The sequence below is a fragment of the Sphingomonas trueperi genome, assembly GCF_011927635.1.
GTDB lineage: Bacteria > Pseudomonadota > Alphaproteobacteria > Sphingomonadales > Sphingomonadaceae > Sphingomonas > Sphingomonas trueperi.
This window is the reverse complement of sequence record NZ_JAATJB010000002.1, coordinates 185,796-205,879: the sequence shown is the minus strand read 5'-3', so window position 1 is coordinate 205,879 and position 20,084 is coordinate 185,796. Positions and strand designations below refer to the sequence as shown.

At 70.3% G+C, this 20,084-nt stretch carries 16 protein-coding genes; 10 read left to right on the top strand and 6 right to left on the bottom strand.

The window, feature by feature from the left end:
• Nucleotides 1-45 precede the first annotated feature (45 nt).
• A complete protein-coding gene (locus GGR89_RS04310) occupies nt 46-894 on the bottom strand; it encodes an NAD(P)H-binding protein (protein ID WP_125975620.1) in 849 nt (282 codons plus the stop codon).
• 88 nt (nt 895-982) lie between these two features.
• On the opposite strand from GGR89_RS04310, the gene GGR89_RS04305 reads away from it, so the two are divergent.
• From GGR89_RS04305 to GGR89_RS04295, 3 genes are all read left to right on the top strand, one after another.
• Entirely contained in the window at nt 983-1,387 is a 405-nt protein-coding gene (locus tag GGR89_RS04305; RefSeq protein WP_125975618.1) for a winged helix-turn-helix transcriptional regulator, read from the top strand.
• A gap of 207 nt (nt 1,388-1,594) precedes the next feature.
• On the top strand, nt 1,595-1,963 hold the full coding sequence (locus GGR89_RS04300; RefSeq protein WP_342449830.1) for a CidA/LrgA family protein: 369 nt from the start codon (nt 1,595-1,597) through the stop codon (nt 1,961-1,963).
• On the top strand, nt 1,960-2,661 hold the full coding sequence (locus GGR89_RS04295) for an LrgB family protein (RefSeq protein WP_125975613.1): 702 nt from the start codon (nt 1,960-1,962) through the stop codon (nt 2,659-2,661). The genes GGR89_RS04300 and GGR89_RS04295 overlap by 4 nt, the downstream gene beginning before the upstream one ends.
• 3 nt (nt 2,662-2,664) lie before the next feature.
• Here the strand turns inward: GGR89_RS04295 and GGR89_RS04290 are convergent, their stop codons facing one another.
• On the bottom strand, nt 2,665-3,039 hold the full coding sequence (locus GGR89_RS04290) for a PAS domain-containing protein (RefSeq protein ID WP_125975612.1): 375 nt from the start codon (nt 3,037-3,039) through the stop codon (nt 2,665-2,667).
• A 97-nt stretch (nt 3,040-3,136) separates the two neighbouring features.
• On the opposite strand from GGR89_RS04290, the gene purL reads away from it, so the two are divergent.
• Both purL and GGR89_RS04280 read left to right on the top strand, forming a co-directional pair.
• Nucleotides 3,137-5,371: a phosphoribosylformylglycinamidine synthase subunit PurL gene (gene purL / locus GGR89_RS04285; protein WP_125975610.1), complete on the top strand. Its 2,235-nt coding sequence runs from the start codon at nt 3,137-3,139 to the stop codon at nt 5,369-5,371.
• A 280-nt stretch (nt 5,372-5,651) separates the two neighbouring features.
• Complete coding sequence (locus tag GGR89_RS04280; RefSeq protein WP_125975608.1) at nt 5,652-7,223, top strand: sensor histidine kinase; 1,572 nt, start codon at nt 5,652-5,654, stop codon at nt 7,221-7,223.
• Nucleotides 7,224-7,358: 135 nt separating this feature from the next.
• Here GGR89_RS04280 and GGR89_RS04275 read toward each other — a convergent pair whose 3' ends face one another.
• Complete coding sequence (locus tag GGR89_RS04275; RefSeq protein WP_164521804.1) at nt 7,359-7,718, bottom strand: response regulator transcription factor; 360 nt, start codon at nt 7,716-7,718, stop codon at nt 7,359-7,361.
• A gap of 96 nt (nt 7,719-7,814) precedes the next feature.
• Nucleotides 7,815-8,459 carry a response regulator transcription factor gene (locus GGR89_RS04270; RefSeq protein ID WP_125975604.1) on the bottom strand — a complete coding sequence of 215 codons (645 nt, stop codon included), beginning with the start codon at nt 8,457-8,459 and terminating at the stop codon, nt 7,815-7,817.
• Between the two features lie 274 nt (nt 8,460-8,733).
• On the opposite strand from GGR89_RS04270, the gene GGR89_RS04265 reads away from it, so the two are divergent.
• On the top strand, nt 8,734-9,816 hold the full coding sequence (locus tag GGR89_RS04265; RefSeq protein WP_125975602.1) for a glycine-rich domain-containing protein: 1,083 nt from the start codon (nt 8,734-8,736) through the stop codon (nt 9,814-9,816).
• A 96-nt stretch (nt 9,817-9,912) separates the two neighbouring features.
• Here the strand turns inward: GGR89_RS04265 and GGR89_RS04260 are convergent, their stop codons facing one another.
• Together GGR89_RS04260 and GGR89_RS04255 are read right to left on the bottom strand one after the other, a co-directional pair.
• Nucleotides 9,913-10,575, bottom strand: a complete 663-nt coding sequence (locus GGR89_RS04260) for a hypothetical protein (RefSeq protein ID WP_125975599.1) — start codon at nt 10,573-10,575, stop codon at nt 9,913-9,915.
• A 168-nt stretch (nt 10,576-10,743) separates the two neighbouring features.
• Nucleotides 10,744-12,123 carry a hypothetical protein gene (locus tag GGR89_RS04255; protein ID WP_167712767.1) on the bottom strand — a complete coding sequence of 460 codons (1,380 nt, stop codon included), beginning with the start codon at nt 12,121-12,123 and terminating at the stop codon, nt 10,744-10,746.
• A gap of 139 nt (nt 12,124-12,262) precedes the next feature.
• Here GGR89_RS04255 and GGR89_RS04250 point away from each other — a divergent pair, with 139 nt between their 5' ends.
• The 4 genes from GGR89_RS04250 to GGR89_RS04235 all read left to right on the top strand — a co-directional run bounded on the left by GGR89_RS04250 (nt 12,263) and on the right by GGR89_RS04235 (nt 20,049).
• On the top strand, nt 12,263-14,854 hold the full coding sequence (locus tag GGR89_RS04250) for a transferrin-binding protein-like solute binding protein (RefSeq protein WP_167712765.1): 2,592 nt from the start codon (nt 12,263-12,265) through the stop codon (nt 14,852-14,854).
• Nucleotides 14,851-16,164 carry a surface lipoprotein assembly modifier gene (locus GGR89_RS04245; RefSeq protein ID WP_125978223.1) on the top strand — a complete coding sequence of 438 codons (1,314 nt, stop codon included), beginning with the start codon at nt 14,851-14,853 and terminating at the stop codon, nt 16,162-16,164. Before GGR89_RS04250 ends, GGR89_RS04245 begins: the two co-directional genes overlap by 4 nt.
• Nucleotides 16,165-16,303: 139 nt before the next feature.
• Nucleotides 16,304-17,680, top strand: coding sequence for a globin-coupled sensor protein (locus GGR89_RS22755; RefSeq protein WP_125978221.1), 1,377 nt, complete (start codon nt 16,304-16,306; stop codon nt 17,678-17,680).
• Nucleotides 17,681-18,204: 524 nt separating this feature from the next.
• Nucleotides 18,205-20,049 carry a transferrin-binding protein-like solute binding protein gene (locus GGR89_RS04235; protein WP_167712763.1) on the top strand — a complete coding sequence of 615 codons (1,845 nt, stop codon included), beginning with the start codon at nt 18,205-18,207 and terminating at the stop codon, nt 20,047-20,049.
• The last annotated feature ends 35 nt before the right edge of the window (nt 20,050-20,084 follow it).

The window sequence follows — 20,084 nt, the reverse complement described above, 5'->3', positions numbered from 1 at the left end:
TTCGCTGGCGCGAATCGTCCCCCTCCCCGTTCCGGGAGGAATTTATCACCCCCGCACCCCCGCCGCGATGGTCTCGCGCCACGGCGTGGTCGGCCGGCCGATCAGCCCCGACAGCGTCTTCGACTCGTCGAACAACGCCCCATCGGCCACCCGCGCATCGCTGTCCGCAAGGATCGCAGCGAACGGACCCGGCAGCCCCGCGCCTTCCAGCGCCTTGGCATAGTCGGCCTGCGGCAGGTCCTGATAGGCGACCGGCTTGCCCGACGCCTCGGCCAGCGCCGCCGCCAGCTCGGCATGGGTGAAGCCGCTGTCACCGGCCAGCTCGAAAATGCCCGCCTGCCCCCGCGCCAGCACCACCGCCGCCGCCTCGGCATAGTCCGCGCGCGCCGCGCCCGAGACCAGCCCCTCGCCCGCGCTGCCGATCAGCACGCCATGCGCGATCGCGGGACCGGCGCTCATCAGGTAGTTCTCGGTATACCAGCCGTTGCGCAGCAGCGCGGCGGGCACACCGCTGGCCGCCAGCAGCTCCTCGGTCGCCTTGTGCTCGACCGCCATCTGCATCGGCGAGGTCTGGGCGCGGAGCAGGCTGGTATAGGCGATCAGCTGCACGCCCGCCGTCTTCGCCGCGTCGATCACCGCCTTGTGCTGCGGCACGCGGCTGCCGATCGCATTGCCCGAGATCAGCAGCAGCCGAGTCACGCCCGCCAGCCCCGGGGCCAGCGTTTCGGCCGCATCATAGTCGAACGCACGCACGGTCACGCCCTTGGCGGCAAGGTCGGCGACGCGCTCGGGCGTGCGCGCGAGCGCGACGATCTCGCTCGGCGGGACCTTGCCGAGCAGCGATTCGAGGACAAGGCGGCCCAGCTGGCCCGAGGCTCCGGTAACGGCGTACATGGCATTTCCTTCCGATCGTAGATTGACCAGCGCGATCTAGCGCCCCACTTACGAATCGTAAGTACGCACACAAAGGTAAGTATTAAAAATGTCGGACGACGCGCCCCGCACCCCCTCGCGCACCCTCGCCGCGATGATGGACCGCGGCGACGTGTTCGTCCCCGATTGCCCGTCGCGCGCGGTGCTCAAGCGGATCACCAGCAGCTGGGGTTTGCTCGTGCTGGTCGCGCTGCAGGGCGGCACCCGCCGCTTCAGCGAACTGCGCCGCCGGGTGAACGGGGTGAGCGAACGCATGCTCGCCCAGACGCTCCAGCAGCTCGAGGCGTACCAGCTCGTCACCCGCTACAGCCTGCCGGTGGTGCCGCCGCATGTCGAATACAGCCTCACCCCGCTCGGCGAGCAGGCGGCGGCGAAGGTCGAGGATCTGGTCGAGTGGATCCAGGCGAACATCGCCGCGCTGATGTCGGCGGAGGCGCAGGCGGCGGCGGAGTAGCGCCTCTCCTTTCGTCATCCCCGCGAAGGCGGGGATCCATTGGCGCAGGTGGCGCGGCTCTATCCCCAACGCCCTGGCAAATGGATTCCCGCCTTCGCGGGAATGACGGCCGGGATGTGGTGGCCCCGGTCCCTTACCTCGAACATTCCCGCTTACGCCGCCCGCAACCAGCCCTCCCTTCCCCGCAGTATACCTCGCCGCGCCGGCATGGCATGGCATCCCGCCATGATCGCCGCCATCGCCACCCTGCTCCTCTGCCAGCTGCTCGGCGAGGGGATCCACCTGCTCTCGGGCCTGCCGCTGCCGGGCGCCGTCATCGGCATGTTCCTGCTGCTCGGCTGGCTGCTGCTCCGCCCGGGCGAGCGGCCCACCCTGGTCCAGGTCTCCGCTTGGCTCACCGCGCATCTCTCGGTGATGTTCGTCCCCGCCGCGGTCGGGCTGATCGAGGAGGGGCCGGTGCTGGCCAAAAATGGTGTGGCGATCGTCGTCGCCACGCTCGCCTCGACGCTGCTGACGATGGCGGTCACCGCGCTGGTCTTCCGCTGGGCGCTCGCGCGCACGGAGCCGACGGCGTGACCGCGACGTGGCACACGCTCCAGGGCACGCCGCTGCTCTGGCTCGCGGTGACGCTGCTCGTGTTCGAGGGCGCCGACCGCCTGTCGAAGCGCAGCAACCGCCACCCGCTCTGCCACCCGGTGCTGCTGGCGACGCCGGTGCTGATCGCCATCCTGCTCGCGACCCGTACCCCCTACCCGGTCTATGCGCAGAACACCGCGATGCTGGGCTTCCTGCTCGGCCCGGCGACGGTCGGCCTCGCGGTACCGCTGTGGCGCAACCGCGCGCTGGTCCGCCGCGCCGCCGGCCCGCTGCTGCTCGCGTTGTTCGCCGGATCGCTGACCGCGATCGTAAGCGTCACCGGCATCGTCTGGGCCTTCGGGGGCAGCGCCCAGATCCTCGCGACCGTCGCGCCCCGCTCGGTGACGACCCCGGTGGCGATGGCGCTGGCGCAGCAATTGGGGGGCATCCCGGCGCTGGCGGCGGTGGTGGTGCTGATCGCCGGGGTGTTCGGCGCGATGATCGCGACGCCGCTGCTCAACGCCCTGCGGATTCAGGATTACCGCGTGCGCGGGTTCGCCGCGGGCGTCGCCGCGCACGGCTTCGGCACCGCCCGCGCCTTCCAGGTGGACGAGCTCGGCGGCACCTTCGCCGGCATCGGCATGGCGCTCAATGCCGCGATGACCGCACTGCTGCTGACGCTCTGGGCCGTGCTGTAGCCGCTACTCGTCCGTCACGTCCTGCTTGGTGCCGTAGAGCCGTACCGGGCGGCCGTTTTCGCATTCGACGTCGGCGGTCAGGCGCATCTTGCGCAGCGCGCCGTCGCGGCGGCGGATCGCCACGTCGATGGTGAAGCTGGCCCCTTCCGCCACCGCCCGGTCGCGGACCTCACGCAGCAGCGCCTGGGACTCCGGCGTGTACATCCCCACCACCTCGTCGCGGGTCAGCGGCTGGCCGTGCGGGATGCCGAACAGGTCATAGACCCCCGGCGACCAGCGCAGCGCGTTCGTCGCGAGATCGCATTCCCACGCGGCCGGCAGCGGGATCAGCGGATCGCCGACGCGCAGTCCCGTGCCGAGGAGAGGCTGGATGAGCATGCCAAACGTTAGCATGGCCAGGTTAACGCCTCGTTGTCCACCGCCTCCGCAACTCCCGGGGTGACGCGCGCGCAACACCCCGCTAAGGGGTCCGGCCATGACCCAGATCACGCCCGAGATCGTGGCCGAGCACGGCCTTTCGCCCGAAGAATATGACCGCGTCCTCAAGGCGCTCGGCCGCGCGCCGAACCTGACCGAGCTCGGCATCTTCTCGGTGATGTGGTCCGAGCATTGCAGCTACAAGTCCAGCCGCATCCATCTGAAGAAGCTGCCGACCACCGGCCCGCAGGTCATCTGCGGCCCCGGCGAGAATGCCGGCGTCGTCGACATCGGCGACGGCCAGGCGGCGATCTTCAAGATGGAGAGCCACAACCACCCGTCCTATATCGAGCCCTATCAGGGTGCGGCGACCGGGGTGGGCGGCATCCTGCGCGACGTGTTCACCATGGGCGCGCGCCCGATCGCCAACATGAACGCGCTGCGCTTCGGCCGGCCCGATCATCCCAAGATGAAGCATCTGATCGCCGGCGTCGTCCACGGCATCGGCGGCTATGGCAATTGCGTCGGCGTGCCGACCGTGGGCGGCGAGGTGAACTTCCACCCGGCCTATGACGGCAACATCCTGGTCAACGCGATGACCGTGGGCATCGCCGATACCGACAAGATCTTCTATTCGGCAGCCTCGGGCGTCGGCAATCCGATCGTCTATGTCGGCTCCAAGACGGGCCGCGACGGCATCCACGGCGCCACCATGGCGAGCGCGGACTTCGGCGAGGATTCGGAAGAGAAGCGCCCCACCGTCCAGGTCGGCGATCCCTTCACCGAGAAGCTGCTGATCGAGGCCTGCCTCGAGCTGATGGCCTCGGACGCGATCGTCGCGATCCAGGACATGGGCGCTGCCGGCCTCACCTCCTCCAGCGTCGAGATGGCGTCCAAGGGCGGCGTCGGCATCGAATTGATCATGGACGACGTGCCCCAGCGCGAAACCGGCATGACGCCCTATGAGATGATGCTCTCCGAAAGCCAGGAGCGCATGCTGATGGTGCTCAAGCCCGGCCGCGAGGATTTCGCCGAGGCGATCTTCCGCAAGTGGGAGCTGGACTTCGCCGTGATCGGCCATGTCACCGACACCGGCCGCATGGTGCTCAAGTGGAAGGGCGACGTGGTGTGCGACATCCCGCTCGCCCCGCTGGCCGACGAGGCGCCGCTCTACGATCGTCCGCACGTCCCCACGCCCAAGCAGCCCGAGCTGCAGAACGTGCCCGAATGCACCGATCCCGCCGCTGATCTCGTCAAGCTTATGGGTTCGCCGGACATCGCCAGCCGCCGCTGGATCTGGGAGCAATATGACCACATGGTCGGCGGCGACACCGTGCAGCGCCCGGGCGGCGACGCCGCGGTCGTCCGCGTCCACGGCACCGACAAGGGTCTGGCGATCACCACCGACTGCACCCCGCGCTATTGCTTCGCGGATCCGGTCGAGGGCGGCAAGCAGGCCATCGCCGAGGCATGGCGCAACCTCTCGGCGGTGGGCGCGACCCCGCTGGCGGTGACCAACTGCCTCAACTTCGCCAACCCGCAGCGCCCGGAGATCATGGGCCAGATCGTCGGCTGCCTCGAAGGCATGAGCGACGCCTGCCGCGCGCTCGACTTCCCGATCGTCTCGGGCAATGTCAGCCTCTACAACGAGAGCAAGGCCACCGGCGGCGGCTCGGCGATCCTGCCGACCCCCGCGATCGGCGCGATCGGCCTGCTCAAGGACTGGCAGAAGAACTGCACCATCGCCTTCAAGGGCACCGGCGACGTGATCATCGCGGTCGGCGAGCGCGGCGGCCATCTCGGCCAGTCGATCTGGCTGCGCGAGATCTGCGGCCGCGAGGAAGGCCCGCCTCCGCCGGTCGACCTGATGATGGAGCGCCGCACCGGCGCGTTCATCCGCTCGGCGATCTGCGGCGGCGCGGTCACCGCCTGCCACGACGTGGCGGACGGCGGCCTGGCGGTCGCGGTGGCCGAAATGGCGCTGGCGTCGAACATCGGCGCGATCCTCGACCAGCCCCAGCCCTTCGGGGTGGCGGGCAGCTGGTTCGGCGAGGACCAGGGCCTGTACGTGGTGACCGTCAAGGACGAGGCGCTGGCCGATTTCCTGGTCGCCGCCGACAAGGCCGGCCTCGCCGCCGATCCGATCGGCCGCACCATCGCCAACCGCATCATCTTCGAGATGGAGGAGGGCGATTTCTGCGTGAGCCTCGACGACCTGCGCAAGGCGCATGAGGGCTTCTTCCCGGCGCTGATGGGCACGGCCGAAGCGGTCAGCGAAGCGAACGCGATCTGATTGCCAGGCTGGGGGTTCGCCGGGTCGGGATGAATCCGGCGTCCTCCCCACCACCCGTCATCCCGGCGAAAGCCGGGATCCATTGGGGTCGCCCTTGCGGCTCTTGCTGCTAACGAGAGGCGACTGGATCCCGGCTTTCGCCGGGATAACGGCGTGCCCGCACGTCGCCCACGCCTTGCACGAACCACACGCAATCGCACCGCCGCCCCCCCCAAATGGGGGGTACCCCACCGCTCGCCTTGGGCTGGTGACAGCGCGGTCGCCGCGGCATTCTTCACCGATGTCGGATTTTGGGGATCGGGCCACGAGCGGCGGCAGCGTCGTCTTGCCGGGCGGGACGCGGCTGGACGCCGCGCTGGACGGGGTCCGGCTGCGCGCGCTCGCCGCCGCGCTGCTCGCGCTCGGCATCTTCTGGATCGACAGCTTCACCAGCTTCCACAGCGCGATCGCCACGCTCTACGCGGTGGTCCTGCTGCTCGCCGGCGCGCGGCTCGATCGGCGCCAGCTGGTCGGCTGGAGCCTCGCCTGCGCCGCGCTCACCATCGCGAGCTTCGTCATCGTCCACCGCAACGCGCCGTCGACCGAAGCCGCGCTGCGCCTGCTGGTGAGCCTCGCCGCCAATGCCGTCACCACCGCGCTGCTGCTCCACCGCATCGTGCTCGACCAGCGCGTCGCGCGCGAGGAGCGCCGCTATGCGACGATGACCGACACACTGGCGATCGCGATCTGGGAACATGATTTCAGCTGCGTCGATGCCGCCATCCAGGGCCTGCGCGCGTGCGGGGTCACCGATCTGCGCGCCTATCTGCGCGCGCATCCCGAGTTCGTCGCCCATATCCGCCGCCAGGTGCGCATCACCGACGTCAACCAGACCGCGCTCGACATGATGGGCGTGGCCAGCAAGGCCGCCTTCTTCCGCAAGCTGGGCGACTTCCTGCCCGAAACCGATGCCAGCTTCGCCGAGTGCATCCTCGCGATCGACGAGCGCCGCCCGATGTTCCAGGCCGAGACCCAGGTGATCGCCGCCGACGGATCGCCGATCGACATCATCGTCGCCTTCAGCCTCGCGCCGGGCACCTGCCTGGCGCAAGTGCCCGGCAGCATCCTCGACATCCGCCAGCGCAAGCGGCTGGAGACCACGATCGAGCGCACGCGCATCGAGCTGGAGCGCGTCCAGCGCACCGCCGCGATCGGCGCGATGTCCGCCTCGATCGCGCACGAGATCAACCAGCCGATCTCCGCGGTGCAGAGCTATGCCGATTCCGCCGCGCGCTGGCTCGCCCGGCCGGAGCCGAACCTCGACGAGGTGCGTCTGTCGCTCGCCGGGCTCAACCAGGCGGTGGCGAACATCCATGCGGTGGTCCAGCGGGTCCGCTCGCTGGTCGGCGGATCGCAGTGCGACATGCAGCCGCTGGGACTGGGCAGCCTGGTTGCGGACACGCTCGCCATCGCCGCGCGCGACCTGGACGCGCACGGCGCGCGGATCCATGTCGCGCCGCTGGGCGAACCGACGGTGGTCGGCGACCGAATCCTGCTCAAGCATTTGCTGCTCAACCTGATCACCAACGCGCTGCAGGCGATGGAAGGCGCGGGCATGGCCGAAAAGCGCCTCGACCTGTCGCTCCACGCCAGGGACGACCATGTCCTGCTGCTGCTGCGCGACCACGGCCCGGGCCTGGCCCCGGAGATCGCCGAGCCGTTCGAGACCTTCGTCACCACCAAGCCCGGCGGCATGGGGCTGGGCCTGTCGATCTGCCGCTCGATCGTCGAGCTGCACGACGGCCGCATCGCACTGAGCAACCACCCCGATGGCGGTGCGCTGGCGGCGATCGAGCTGCCGCTGGCGGCCTAGGTTCAGCGCTCCCCAGAGATCGTCATCCCGGCGGAAGCCGGGATCCAGACGCCACACGTTACCAGCTGGAGCCGGGACGGCGCCCCCAATGGATTCCGGCTTTCGCCGGAATGACGATGCATAGATGCGGCACCGTCAGCCCATCGCCCGCGCCAGCGCGCCGGACAGCAGGTCCGGATCGACCGGCTTGTCGAGCAGCGCCACCAGGTCCAGCGCCGCGGCGCGGGCGCGCAGGTCGGGCGTGGGATAGGCGGTCATCAGGATCACCGGCACCGTCGATCCGCGTTCGCGCAGCTGCTGGCGCAGCTCCAGTCCGGATCGACCGGGCATCTGCAGGTCGGTGAGCACACAGTCCGCGGCATCGTCGCCGGCCTCGAGAAAGGCGTCGGCCGATGGGTAGATCGCGGTGCGATAGCCGAAGGAGCGAATCAGGCTCGCCGCCGCATCGCGGACCAGCGCATCGTCATCCACCACAGCAACCAGGCTTTCCGACACGCGCACCGCTCCATCGTCGCCGGGGCATCCGGGACTGGCTCCCAAGCTAGGGCGCGCCGGCGCGTCTGTAAGCTATACGCTTGGTTATTCGGCGAACTACGCAACCCCGTCGAGGGGCGCGAGCGACTCCGCGGCCCGCACCAGATCGGGAACGGTGCGCAGCCCCATCTTGCGCATCAGGCTGGCGCGGTGGAGCTTCACGGTGATCTCGGCGATCCCCAGCTCGCCCGCGATCTGCTTGTTGAGCAGGCCCCGCACCACGCCTTCCATCACCTGCCGCTCGCGCGCGGTGAGCGTGGCGAAGCGCTGGCGCATGCCTGCGCTCTCCTGCGCCGCGCTGCGTCGCTCGGCGGCGCGGGCGAGCCCGGCATTGACCGCATCGAGCATGTCCTGGTCGCGGAACGGCTTGGTGAGGAAGTCCACCGCCCCGCCCTTCATCGCCTTCACCGACATGGGGATGTCGCCATGCCCCGTGAGGAAGATCACCGGCAGGTCCACCCCGCGCTCGGCCAGCCGATCGCGGCACTCGAAGCCCCCCATGTGCGGCATCCGGACGTCGACGACGAGGCAGCACGGCGTCTCGGGCAGCGGCGCATCGAGAAATTCCTGCGCCGAGCCATAGTTGCGCACCGCGAAATCGACCGAGCGAAACAGCGAATCCAGCGATCCGCGCACCAGCGGATCGTCATCGACGACCAGCACGACGGGCTGCGCTTCGGACGCGGGAGCGAGGCGGGTCATGGGTTGCGATCCTTTCGCAACGGAGGTGCCGCAAGGGGCACACGCGGGCAATCCCGAAGGGGGTGTCGACTCGCCCCCCGAATGGGCGAGGCAAAGGGCCGGTGACGGCGCTGCGCATCTGTCTGCGATGCAAGGGCGGACGCTGACTGCCGCGCGCGCCACGCCGGAGCCGTGGCAATAGAAATTTTCGTGCCGCCCCCTTTCCTACAGATTGATGTTCTCTCTATGTTCCTCCTGCCCGGCAAGTCCGGGACAGTCAATACGGAGAATTTCCATGTCGGTTCAGACATTTGTACAGCCGCAAAGCTCCTCGCAGTCGGCGTCCTCCTATCCTGCGATCGTGGATGGTGCGGTTTCGGTACTCACGCGCCTTGGCGATAATTTCGCGCCCCACGCGATCGGCTTCCCCAACATGACCATCGCCGTCGACGCCGGTCACTTCATGATCGGCCAGACCTTGGTGGAGAAGCCGGCGCAGATTTCGTCCACAATCACGCCGCCGGCAAATAACGCGCGGATCGATCGCGTTGTTATCGACAATCTGACCGGCCTGGTGTCGGTTGTTACCGGCGCCGAAAGTGCAACCCCCTCTGCTCCGGACATTCCTGCCGGAACGTCCCCCGTCGCACAGATCATCTTGCAGGTCGGCACCACGGCGATCACGAACAGCATGATCACCGACGAGCGAGACTTCGGAACCCTCGGAAGCAAGGGTCTGGGGGGCTTGATCGACGTCACCACCTTCACGACGAGTGGAACATACACGCCCCCTGCCGGGACCCAACGCGTGATCGTAGAGGCAGTTGGCGGCGGCGGTAGCGGCGGCGGTGCCGGCGCAACCAATGGCAGTACGGTGCAAGCTGCCAGCGGCGGCGGCGCAGGCGCCTATGCGAAGGCACTTCTGACGTCCGGATTTTCCGGCGTTGCCGTGACTGTGGGTGCGGGCGGAGCGGCCCCAGCGGCCGGTTCCAACAGCGGAAACCCTGGGTCTGCGACCAGCTTTGGCAGCATCATCAATTGCCCGGGTGGTACTGCAGGGATCGCAACGCCGTTATACGCGCCTCCCTTTACCGTCGGTAGCGGTGGCCCGAGTGCCACGTCCACCGGCGGCAATATCATCAACTCGAAGGGCGGTAGCGGCGGGAAAGGCATCGCGATTTCGACCAATGCGATCATGGCCGGAGACGGCGCCTATTCCGTTTTTGGCGCCGGCGGTGTCGGGCCGGGGACGTCGCCGGGGTCGCCTGGCGTGTCCCCCGGCTCGGGTGGCGGCGGATCGCCGGCGGGGCCCAATACCGCGGCACGCTCCGCTGGTGCCGGCGCGCCCGGGATCGTGATCGTGTACGCGTACGGCTGATCCGGGTTTAGCACCTCGGTTGCGAGCTAGCCGGCTTGTCGGGGGGAGCACGTTGAAACGTGAACCTCCCGGCAATCCGCCGCCGCATGCACGCCCTCAGGCCCGCTTCCGCCAGATCGGCGGGGTCCGCCACAGAGACGGCAGCTTGCGATCGGCCTGCCCCTCCCGGACCACCTCCCAGGCATCGGGATTCCACCGCATCGGCGGCTTGCCCCGCAACGCAGCCATCTGCTGCAACATCGCCTTCTCGACCGCCTTGGCCTCGTTCGCCGAGAGGTTTGGCACGTTCGTCGCGAAGCCGGGCCGCGGCGGTCGGGCGGCGAGCGGCCGCATCGCCATGTAGAGCTGGTCAACGGCCTGCACCGTGCTGCGCTGGTTGTTCGAGAGGCCCTGAATGGACCATTTGTCATAGCCCTCGCCGGGGTCGCCCTCCCGGAAGTCGCCGCCGGGGCCCTCCACGATGTTCCAGCCCTGCCAGGTCAGCTGGGTGTGCAGGCGATCGCGGTCCATCAGCGTGCCCGAACGGATTTGGCGCACCGCGCCCGCCGGATCCTGGGCGGAGACGAGTCGCAGGAAGGTCTCGACGGCGGCCCAGTGTTGCCCCGCGACCAGGCCGTTCCAGACGGCGGCGAGGCAGTTCCAGGGAATGGTGTGATGCCAGGTGAACGTCACGGCCGGGGTTACCGTGCTGTGCTCCCAGTCGGACGGCTCGGCGCCGCGGGCCGGGTCTGTCAGAATGCCGTTGGTGTTCAGTGCCACTGCTGTCTCCACCGCGCCAGGGATGGTCCGACCGGACCCTGTCGCTCCGCGCGCGGGATGCGCGAGCGACCCTGAGCGACGGGGGGATAGGCACGCCCGGCTTCAGCGCGATGTCTTCCGGCGGCCAACCGGTTGCAATCGTAATGCGCCCCGCGCGGCGCGCCCGCTTCAGTCTCCCCGCGCCTCCCGCCGCGCGCGCAGGGCCGCCAGCGGTCGCGGTGCCGGACGTGCGGCCGGGGGCGGGCTCGGGCGGTTCGGCGCGGCGGCGGCGGGGTGGGCCGTCGGCGGCTGGAAGGCCGGGCGCGGCGGCGGGGTGCCAGCGCCTTCGGGGCGGGCCTGGCGCGTCCAGCCCGGCGACATCCAGCCGCCACCGCGGCGCGGGCCCGTCGTCGCGGGCGTAGCCGGTGCCGGTGCTGGTGCTGCGGCCGGGGGCGATGCGGGCTGCGGGGCGCCGACGCTCGGGCGGCTGCCCGACCAGCCGGGGCGCGGACCCTGCCCGTTCGGCCGACCATTGCCGTCCCCGCGCGGCGGCCGGGCACCCCAGCCCTCCGGACGCGGCGCACCGGCGCTCCACGCAGGCGCGGCAGGCGCCGGCGGTTGTCCCGGCACGACCGCGCCCGGACCCGGCGTCGTCGTCACGGTACCCGGCGGCGGCGACGTGGGACGCGTGCCGCCCTGCGGACGACCGGGCCGGTCGGGACGCTGCCCCGGCAGCCCGCCCCACATCCAGGGTCGCCCCGGCTTGCCGGCACCCGGCGGCGGGACCGGCTGCCCGCCCCCGGGCGGCGGCGCCGCGTTCGGCGGACGGCCCGGCCGCGGCGGGCGATGCTGCCAGCGCGGCCCCAGGCCCGCAGGCGGCGGCCCCTGGAAGCCGCCGTTCCGCCAGCGCGCGAACGCCGCCGCCATCGCCGCGCGGCGGGCGCGCTCTGCCGCCCAGCGCTGCTGCTGGGCGAAGTCGAAGCCCGTGCTGCGATATTGCCAGCCCGAATCCCAGCCGGGATCGATGCCGACGAAGAACAGGTTCATGTCGCCCCAGCTGGTGGTGTCGACCGCGTCCCATTGCCGGTCGAGCAGCGCGTTCCGCAGACGCCGCCCGCGCTGGTAGAGCCGCTCGCCCTCGTCGATCGCGCGCACCCCCGCGTCGCGCGGCAGCAGCCTGCCGCCGCCGTCATAGACCGCAGCGACATTGCCGTCCTGATAGCCGAAGCTGCGATTGGCCTCGCGCACCAGGAACGGCCCGCGCTCGCCGGGCGCGAAGAAATAGGTGCGCGCGCCCTCGGACCGGTCCTCCGCCACCACCCAATAGCCGTCGCGCAATTCCCAGGCGACCGGCGTGCCGCCGTCGAAGCGGAAGCTGTAATCCGGCGGGGCGTCGCCCAGCGTGTCCCACAGCGCATGGGCGCGATCGATCCAGCGATAGCTGCTCTCGCCCTCGGCATCGACCTCGGCCGACCCGGCAGTGACGATCGACCCGTTCTGCGCGGCGGCCGGGTGCGTGCCTGCGCAGAGCAGCGCCGTGCCGAGCAGCCATGGGGTGATCCGTGCCATATCCTGGTCCTGTCCAACGTCCTGCCGCACCATCCGCCCCGTGCGGTGAACAAAGCATGACAATGCTGCGATCGCCCGCAACAATATGAAAAATCGTCAATTAACCAAAACTTAGCGCCGGCCGCCGCATAGCCGCACCATGGTTAACGCGGTTTTCAAGGGATTCGACATGCGGCGTGCGATCCTGCTCCCCACGACGGTTTCGGTCCTGGCGCTGGTCGCCGCGTGCAGCGGCGGCGGGGGTGGCGGCGGCGTGGCCAGCACACCGGCAGCCCCCCAACCTGCACCCGAAGCCACGCCCGCGCCGACGCCGACGCCGACGCCGACACCGACGCCGACGCCGACGCCGATGCCGACGCCGACGCCGACGCCGATGCCGACGCCGACGCCGACGCCGACGCCGACGCCGACCCCCGTGCCGGACATCGTCGCCAAGCCGACCACGCCCGAGGTCAACCCCAGCCTGCTCGCGCCGACCAAGGCCGAAAGCTTCGACAATTACGCCAGCGGCTTTGCCGGCACCTTCTATCCCGATGCGCGGGCGTGCGGCTGCCTCGCGGCATCGCGCGACCTGACCATCCGCTTCGATCCCGCCACCGGCGGCTATACCGTCAGCGACGGCACCAACAGCGAGACCTTCCTGCCCGGTGACGTCGACTCGGCGCAGTCCAACGCGGTGCTGCGCGTCTATCGCCATGCGAGCGCCACCAGCGACTATTCGCTGACACTCAGCCTGCCGGGCACCAGCGGCGCGCTCCGCTACAGCTATGTCGGCGCAGGCTTCTGGCAGCGTGCGGATATCGCGGCGAGCGGCGAAAGCGCCTTCCGCTTCAACGCCTTCACCTATGGCGTCGAGACCACCGACGCCGCCCAGCCGCGCATCGGCAACGGCGCCTATGCGGTGGACCTGGTCGGTTCAATGGGCTTCGGCATGCTCGAAAGCCTGGTCGGCAGCGGCACGCTGCAGGTCGATTTCGCCAGCGGCAAGATCGTCACCAGCGGCGAGGTGCGCCAGGTCTCTACCGCCAGCGGCGCGACCACCGGCAGCTCGGCCTTTGTCGGCCTTGCCCAGCTCGGCGCGAGCAACAACGTGTTCGCCGGCATCTTCGCCTTTTCGGGCGGCGAGCTCAGCGGCGCGCTCGACGGCCGCTTCTATGGCCCGGCCGCGCAGGAAGTCGGCGCCGCCTGGAGCGCGACCAACCCCGACGGCCGCGCCGCCGCGGGCGTGCTGATCGGCCGCCAGGCGGGCGCGCAGACCGGCAATGCCAGCCTCGCCGGCCTCACCGCCAGCCAGATCTTCACCGGCGAGGCGGCGACGCTCACCGCGCGCTATGTCGATGCCAGCGGCGAGCTCGCCGCCCCCGCCGCCGCCGCGCAGCCGGTGACGGTGAGCTACGACGCCGCCTCCGGCAATTACCTCGTCATCTCGGGCGCGCGCACCGGCATCTTCCCGGCCAGCCCGGTGGCGGGCGCGCCCGACCAGCTGACCCTCGATGCGCTGAACGGCATGCGCTATGTCCGCGCCGGGCGCTGGGCCACCACCACCGGCGCCAACGGCATCACCAGCAGCGTCACCGATGCCTTCGCCTTCGGCATGATGACGGCTGCGGGCAGCGTGCCGCGCAGCGGATCGGCGAGCTACGCCGTGCGGCTGGCGGGCAGCCTCGCCGATGCCAGCAAGCCCGGGCCCTTCGCGGTGACGGGCAGCGGCACGCTCACCGCCAATTTCGCCAGCGGCGCGATCGCCACCAGCGGCAGCGCCAGCGCCGCCTTCACCGATGCGGCCAACGCGACCACCACCACCACCGGCAGCTTCACCGGATCGGCGACGCTGTCGAGCAGCGCCAACAGCTTCGCGGGCACCCTCAATCTCGCGCTGTTCGGCGGCTATGACGGCGCGCTGACCGGCCATTTCTACGGCCCCGCCGCCGACGAGGTCGGCGCCGCCGCCGCACTCACCGATGCGAGCGGCGAGGCCGCTGCGGTCAGCCTGGTCGGCGGCAAGGGGAGCAGCACGCTCGCCGCGGGCAAGCTGCTCGCCACCCCGGACTTCAGCGGCGACGCGGCCGGCGGCTACCGCGTGACCGGCCTGCCCGGCCTGTCCGAGACGCTGGTGCTGCTCACCGCCGCCGATCGCGAGGCGATCACCAGCGATGTCGGCTTCGACGTCTATCGCAAGACGCTCGCGACGGGCATGGTGCAGGCGCGCCTCTACGATGCCGCCAAGGGCCCGCTCGCGCTCAGCTATGCCAGCTTCGCCGAGCTCGCCTATTTGGCGAATGACGCGGCGGCGGGCAGCGATCCGCTGCGCTGGTATCTGCCCTTCGGCCAGCGCACCACCGCCGACCAGATGCCGCGCACCGGCACCGCCAGCTATGCCGGCCAGGTGTTCGGCACCGGCACCGTGGGCACGGCATCCTATACGCTGGGCGGCACCAGCAGCTTCGCGGTCGACTTCGCCCGGGCGAGCGCCAGCGGCAGCCTCGCCATCACCGGCAGCGGCGCGTCGGGCACGCGCGACTTCGGCAGCCTCGGCTTCACCGGTGCGGGCATTTCGGCGAACGGCTTCACCGGGGCGCTCGGCGGCGCCAGCGGCAGCGGCAGCCTCACCGGCTGGTTCTTCGGACCCCAGGCGCAGGAGATCGGCGCGCGCTTCGATGCAGCCCAGACGCTCGCCAACGGCGACAAGGCGGTTCTCAACGGCGCGACGCTCGCTAAGAAGGCGCCGTGACCCACCGCATCGTGACTTCCCTGGCGCTGGCCCTGCTCGCGCCGATCCCCGCTCTCGCCCAAGCCGCCGAACAACGTCAGGTCTCGGCGGTGGAGCTGTTCGCGCTCGCCGCGCAGGCGGACGGCGCCGGTCGGCCGGACGAGGCGGAGACGATGTACCGCGCGCTCGCCAGGGATCCCGATTCCGAAGTCCGCGCCGAGGCCCGCTTCCGCCTCGGCCAGCTGCTCGAGCGGCTCGGCCGCAAGCGCGAGGCGGCGACCACCTATCGCGCGCTGCTCGACGAGAAGCCCGGCGCCGCCCGCGTCCGGCTCGAGCTCGCGCGGCTGCTCACCCAGCTCGGCGACGAGAGCGCCGCCCGCCGCGAGCTGCGTGCCGCCCAGGCCGGGGGGCTGCCGCCGCAGGTGGCGCAGATCGTCGACCAGTTCGCCGCGGCGCTGCGCTCGCGCAAGCCCTGGGGCGCCAGCCTCGAAGTCGCGCTGGTGCCGGACAGCAACGTCAACCGCGCCACCGATGCGGCGACGCTCGACACCGTGCTCGCCCCGCTCCAGCTCTCGCGCGACGCCCGCGAGCAATCGGGCATCGGTGCCCGCGCCGCCGGCCAGCTCTATGCCCGCGTGCCGATCGCGCCCAATTTGTCGCTGGTCCCGCGCGTCTCGGGCCAGGGCGATTTCTACCGCAAGGGCCGCTTCAACGACGTCTCCGCCTCGGGACTGGTCGGGCTGGAATGGAGCCTCGGCCGCGATCGGCTGCGCCCCTCGATCGGCGGCACCCAGCGCTGGTATGGCGGCAGCCCCTATGCCCGCACCGCCACCGCCGCGATCGACTGGCAGCACCCGCTCGGCACCAAGGCGCAGCTGACCACCAGCGTGACGATCGCCGACACCACCTATCGCGGCAACCCGCTGCAGGACGGCCTGCTGCTCAACGCCGGCCTGTCCTACGAGCGCGCCTTCTCCGCCCGCGCCGGCGGCAGCATCACCGTCTCCGCCACCCGCCAGAATGCCGAGGATCCCGGCTATGCCACCGCCTCGGGCGCGGGCAGCCTGCTCGCCTGGCGCGAGTTCGGCCGCACCACCGTCTATGCCACCGCCGGCCTGCGCCGGCTGGAGGGCGATGCGCGGCTGTTCCTCTTCCCCGAGCGCCGCAAGGACTGGAATTTCAGCCTCGGCGCCGGCGCCACCTTCCGCCGCCTCCAGGTCCACGGCTTCGCGCCGCTGCTCCGGCTCGACTGGGAGCGCAACCAGTCGACCGTCGGCATCTACGACTTCACCCGCAAGGCGGCGACGATCGGACTCACCCGCGCTTTCTGAACCGCCTCCGGGGCCTTCCTGAATGGCCCAAGATACAGGGGGTCCAGCAAGCTTTCGTAACGCGCCGCGGCGCCCAACAAAAACGGCCCGATCTATAACCTCCGGTAAGCCGCCCCAGCAGCTTTACAGGAGCAGGATCGTGCATTCGGAACTCACCACCCGCCTCGATTTCGTCGGCTATACCGCGGACAAGCGCGCCACCCTGGCGCAGGCGCGCGACACGATCCAGGCGGCACTCGCCCCCGCGCTCGACCGGCTCTACACCCAGATCGCCGCGCATCCCGAAACCGCGAAGATGTTCTCGGGCCCCAGCCACATCACCAGGGCCAAGCAGCTCCAGGCCGACCATTGGGCGCACCTCTCGGGCGCCGCCTTCGACGCCGATTATGTCGAGCGGGTGAAGCGGATCGGCGCCCGCCACGCCCAGATCGGCCTCACCCCGCAATGGTATATCGGCAGTTACGCGATCATCCTCGATTCGATGATCGAAAGCTTCGCAGGCATGGAGCGCGGACCCCGCCTGCCCTTCGGCCGCGGCAAGCCCGATCCGCGCTTCGACCAGCTTCGCGCGATCGTCACCGCCGCGCTGATCGACCTGGAAATGTCGGTCTCGATCTATTTCGAGCAGGAACAGGCCGGCCGCGCCAGGGCGATGGAGGCGCTGCAGGAGCGGGAGAAATCGCTCGCGTCGCTGCTCGTGGCGATCAACGAAACGGTGGACGCGATTCGGACCGGCTCGCAGGAGATCGCCCAGGCGTCGGGCGATCTCGCCCGGCGCACCGAAGCCAATGCCGCCAGCCTCGCCGAAACCGCCGCCTCGGTGCAGGAGATGGACCAGCGCCTCAAGACCACCGCGCAGAGCGCCCGCCGCACGGTGGAGCGCGCCGATGGCGCCAAGGCCACCGTCGATACCGGCCGCACGATCACCGAACAGGCGGTCGCCGCGATGGAGCGCGTCTCCGAAAGCGCCAAGGGCATCGACAACGTCATCGAGGGGCTCGACAAGATCGCCTTCCAGACCCGCGTCTTGGCGATGAACGCCGCGGTGGAAGCGGGCCGCGCCGGCGAGGCGGGCCGCGGCTTCGCGGTGGTCGCCGATCTCGTCTCGGCGCTGGCGATGCGCGCGGAGGAAGAGGCCGGTCGCGCCCGCGACCAGCTCACCGCCACCCAGGCGGATATCGTCGCCGCGGTCGACATGGTCGAGAAGGTCGACGGCGCGCTGTCCAATATCGCCGGCGACGTCGCGACGGTGAACCAGCTGGTCTCGGGCATGGCGAGCGACAACCAGACCCAGGCCGGCGCGATCAGCGAAGTCTCGGCAACGATCGGCGAGATGGACCGCGCCACCCAGCAGAACGCCGCGATGGTCGAGCAGACCTCCGCCGCCGCGCAGAACCTGGCGCGCGAGGTCGACCGGCTGGCCCGCCAGGCGACCAGCTTCCAGGCGGCAGACGGCCCCGGGCCGAGCGCGGGCGCACGGGCGACGGTGCAGGCGCTGCGCGCACTGGCGGACTGAACGAAGCAACGCTCGGCGAGCGGGCGGGCGTCTTCGCGCCAACGCCAAACGACGGCGAGCGGGCATTCCCAGCCCCCCCGGCCTGGATATGCCCGCTCGCACGGGACGCCGCGTTCCCCCGAAAGCGGCGTCCTGGGAGACCTGGTGCGCCGCGGCCCCTCGGCTCCGGCGCTGCAACTCCTTTGCCACGGTGCAGCAATCCAGCCGTGTGACGCGCGTCACACGCCGGAAAAGAATCGAACGTCGCGGGCGGCGGGATGGCGTGCACTTCGGTGCCGCTGCGACCTCGGCGTTTGCGGATGTTGCGCGGCGGCGGCGGATGCGCGCGCGCAGCAGCCGGACGGCGGTGTGGCTGGCGGCGTTGAATTGGCGCCTTCTCCGCTCGGGGGCGGTTCGCCTGGCCCGGCCTCCATGGCGGGTCGCAGGCGCCGACCGACCAGGTCCGCACCCGTCCGATTGCAGGACGATCCTTCGCCTTGCCCGCGCACCGATTGCTTGGCTAAGGGTCGGCAAAAGGGGGCAACATGCTGAAATTTTCGGTTAGCGCCGCCGCGCTCGCGGCTGGCTTGGTTCTGTCTGCGTGCAGCGGCGGCGGCGGTGGCGGCGGCATCGGTTCGGCGGGCGGCTCCGCGCCCGGCACGGGCAGCGGCACCACCCCGGCACCAGCGCCTACGCCCACGCCCACGCCGAATGCCTCGCTGCTGGCGCTGAACAGCAGCGAAACCTTCACCAACGACGGCGCGACCGCCGTGGGAAACTTCCCCACCAACGGCGCCAGCAGCCCCACCCTCAACATCGCCTTCGGTTCGATCTCGGTCGCCTATGACGCGCGCGCGCGCAGCTATACCATCACCTCGGGCACCCGCAGCCAGACGTTCCTGCCGTCGGACCGCGATGCCGCGACCAGCACTGCCCAGCTCACCATGTTCAAGCGCGGCGCCGGCGCCAAGACCGACACGCTCGCGCTGACCGCCATCGGCACCTCGGGGGCGTTCACCTACCAATATGTCGGCGCCGGCTACTGGCAGCATACGGAAAACGGCGCCGACACCATTGCGGGCTCGGTGGACGCCTTCATCTACGGCATTCGCACGCAGGACTCGGCGATGCCGCGCACCGGAACGGGCACCTATGCCCTCGACCTGATCGGGATCGAATCTGGTATTAACTCGCAGCCCGAGGCGCTTGCGGCACTCGCCGGATCCGGCCGAATGGACGTTGATTTCATGGGCGGAAGAATGCTCTTCGACGGCACGGGTCGCCGTGTGCCGGTGACTACGTTGGCGGGCAATGCCTACCTACCCACATTCACCTTCCGCGGCGACGCGAACCTGACCGCAGGCACCGCGTCCTTCAAGGGCCAGATGGCCATCGACGGCGGCGGCGGCGATGTCAGCGGCCGCTTCTTCGGCCCGGGTGCCGAAGAAGTCGGGGCGAGCTTCACCACCACGTGGATAAGCGGCGGCAAACTCACGACCGTCGGCACCTTGACCGGGCGGCGAAAGCCAGAGGATTCCGCCGCCGCCATCCCGTTGGCAAATCTGACATCGCCGCAGAGTTTCGCGATCGCTTCCGGCGTGAGCCCGATCCAGGCCGAGGTGCAGAACAGCCGCGGCACGGAACCCGGCAAGGTGGCGAGCTTCACCGGTTGGCCCAACGGCGCCTGGTCCAGCCTGGGCTTCGATCCGGCTGCGAAGAGCTACACCTTCGACGGGCGCACCTTCACGGCGGCCAATGCCGTCTCGGCCGAAAGCAGCGACGGGGTGAAGACCTACCGGCAGGTCGACGGCGACAAGAGCGCCACGCTGCGCATCTACACGCCGAACGGCAGCAATGGATCGGTGGCGCTGACCTATTCAGCCTTCGCCGATTACATGACGCTGCAGCAGCCGGCGACCGGCACCACGGACCCGGTGGCGCGACTCTGGTCGATCTATGGCGTCAACACGCCGTCGGACAATGTGCCGCGCGTCGGCAACGCCACCTATGCCGGAGCGATCTACGGCTATGCGGTTCGCGGGGGAGACGCCCCGTACGACATGCGCGGCACCGCAAGCATCACGGTGGACTTCGTCAGCCGCACTATTGGTGGCGAGCTGCGCCCGCTATTCACCCCGGCGGGCGGCGGAACCACGCAGGACTTCGGCGGCTTGACGCTCTCCGGCCGCATCGAGGCCGCCCCCAACACCAACACCTTCTCGGGGGGGGCGACGCCCATGAACAATAGCACTGCTTCCATCGGCATTGCGGGTCGATTCTTCGGCCCCTCTGCCCAGGAAGCGGGCGTGAGTTTCGGGGGCACGTGGAAGCCGGAACAGTTCGGCGGGACCCTGCGGCTGCAGGGCGTCGCCATCGGCAAGCGCCAGTAACCATTGCCGCCTCCCGCCACCCGTCCCCCGCGGAC

Bases quoted from the DNA above. Each gene is read 5' to 3' on its own strand.
- GGR89_RS04310 (WP_125975620.1), bottom strand. From the start codon at position 894: ATGTACGCCGTTACCGGAGCCTCGGGCCAGCTGGGCCGCCTTGTCCTC.
- GGR89_RS04305 (WP_125975618.1), top strand. From the start codon at position 983: ATGTCGGACGACGCGCCCCGCACCCCCTCGCGCACCCTCGCCGCGATG.
- GGR89_RS04300 (WP_342449830.1), top strand. From the start codon at position 1,595: ATGGCATGGCATCCCGCCATGATCGCCGCCATCGCCACCCTGCTCCTC.
- GGR89_RS04290 (WP_125975612.1), bottom strand. From the start codon at position 3,039: ATGCTCATCCAGCCTCTCCTCGGCACGGGACTGCGCGTCGGCGATCCG.
- purL (WP_125975610.1), top strand. From the start codon at position 3,137: ATGACCCAGATCACGCCCGAGATCGTGGCCGAGCACGGCCTTTCGCCC.
- GGR89_RS04280 (WP_125975608.1), top strand. From the start codon at position 5,652: ATGTCGGATTTTGGGGATCGGGCCACGAGCGGCGGCAGCGTCGTCTTG.
- GGR89_RS04270 (WP_125975604.1), bottom strand. From the start codon at position 8,459: ATGACCCGCCTCGCTCCCGCGTCCGAAGCGCAGCCCGTCGTGCTGGTC.
- GGR89_RS04265 (WP_125975602.1), top strand. From the start codon at position 8,734: ATGTCGGTTCAGACATTTGTACAGCCGCAAAGCTCCTCGCAGTCGGCG.
- GGR89_RS04255 (WP_167712767.1), bottom strand. From the start codon at position 12,123: ATGGCACGGATCACCCCATGGCTGCTCGGCACGGCGCTGCTCTGCGCA.
- GGR89_RS04250 (WP_167712765.1), top strand. From the start codon at position 12,263: ATGGTTAACGCGGTTTTCAAGGGATTCGACATGCGGCGTGCGATCCTG.
- GGR89_RS04235 (WP_167712763.1), top strand. From the start codon at position 18,205: ATGCTGAAATTTTCGGTTAGCGCCGCCGCGCTCGCGGCTGGCTTGGTT.